A 1,756-nucleotide genomic window follows, 5' to 3' on the forward strand; every position below is an offset into this window, starting at 1 on the left:
CCGCCGCCGCCACCGCCGCCTCCACCACCGCCGCCTCTGTTGGCGTCAGCCAGTCCGACGTCGCTGTACGGCGATGCTGAGTATCCCACAGCGCTGAGCGTTGTGAACGTCTCTGGCGGAGTTTCGCCTTATGTTTTCGGTTGGCAGCGCGTATCAGGCTCTGCTGCGATATCGGTAGTGTCGCCGACCGCGAGCGCCACGACGTGGTCATATGCTGGTCCCGTCGTTCCGCCTGACAAGATCGCCTATTGGAGATGCAAGGTCACCGATGCGGCGTCTACCGTCGTCTATACCAATCAGGTCCTGATCCGCATGGTGATGGGATGAAGGTGCGCGGGCGTCCCCTAAAAGTCGGTCGTTTTCGGCTGATGAATTTCGTCGCCTGCGTTGTCATGCTGACTTGCGTGCTTGCCTCACTTGAGGCGCATGCGCAGGAAGCGCAGTTGCTTGTCCCTCAACCCTATTCCGAGCGCGATCGGCATGGAGTGGATGTGATGGGCGGAGCATTTTCCCACGCCCCGGCCACGCTTTCGATTGGGCCTCGGAACGGTGGCCTGTCCTTTCGGCCCGTCGTCACCGACCGCGGCCGCTGGACCCATAACTTTATGGGCTCGGTCGTGGAGGCCTGCGATTGGCACGACGCTTCAAACATGTGCGAGTTGGTGCGCGGCGCCTACCGCACCGTTACGCTGGGTGATTCACACGCGGTCGTCTTCGAAGAGCAGGTCGACGGTAGTTGGGCGCCGACCAATGGTCAGTCCGCGACGTTGACGGGTTCGGGAGGGAACTGGACCTTCGTCGCCCATGACGGAACTATCGCCACCTTCGCCGCCCCTACGGTTTGGGAATACACTGGAGAAAGCGGGCCCAACTTCAAGCAGACTTCGCTGGCGGCGCTTCGCACCTTGACCCGACCTAGCGGTTTGACGCTGACCTACCACTATCGCCTGAACGCAATTGGTGCCTACACCCTTTCTTCAGTCACCTCGAACACGGGCTATCAGCTCTTCTTCGAGGCTGCGGCGTCGGGCGTGCCCGAGATTGCGAAGGCGATTGCACTCAATACCGCTGTTGAGGCCTGCGATCCGACGGCGCCAACCTGCACGCCTGCTGGAGCATGGCCGATGATGACGCTTGAGCGCAGCTCGGGGTCAATACGTGCGACCGATGCGCTGGGACGCACTACCTACTACAATTTCGGTCCGCCAGCGGCTGGCCATCTTAACCGGGTCATCGGCGTGCGCCGGCCTGGGCGCACAACTGGCTACGATATGACTTTTCTCTATCGGCGGTATGTCTCTACTCCGCCTGAAGAATTTCCGTTCGTGGAGCCGTATGGCCCGGTCGCCTCGGTGGCGACCGATGACGGCCTATGGAAATACAAGAACGCTTACGGAAGCTGGACGCGAACGGTGGAGAACCCCCAAGGGCATGCCGTCATCTACGAAATGCAGGAGTTTGGAATCTCCAAGACAGCGCGTCTGCACAAGATGACCGATGAGCTCGGCAGGGTTTGGACCAACACCTACGAAATTCGTCCTGGTATCGGAGCGGTGCTGCTCTCGGTGACGCGGCCTGAGGGCGACGAGCTGGTGTATAACTTCGACACTCGCGGCAACGTTACGGAAGAACGGATGGTGTCAAAAGCGCCGGGCTCGCCTGCGGATATCGTACGTCGAGCGACTTATCCATCGACCTGCGCTAACCCAGTCACCTGCAATCTTCCGACCAGCATCACCGACGCACGCGGCGGTGT

The 1,756-nt window shown here is 60.8% G+C and carries 1 protein-coding gene; it reads left to right on the plus strand.

Annotation, left to right across the window (positions count from 1 at the left end; all coding sequences use genetic code 11):
- Positions 1-323: 323 nt before the first annotated feature.
- The coding region (locus HX774_RS19185) for a hypothetical protein (protein WP_178829002.1) at positions 324-1,756 on the plus strand (1,433 nt) is incomplete at its 3' end.

The organism is Brevundimonas sp. P7753, assembly GCF_013386595.1.
In the GTDB taxonomy this organism is placed as follows: Bacteria; Pseudomonadota; Alphaproteobacteria; order Caulobacterales; family Caulobacteraceae; genus Brevundimonas; species Brevundimonas bullata.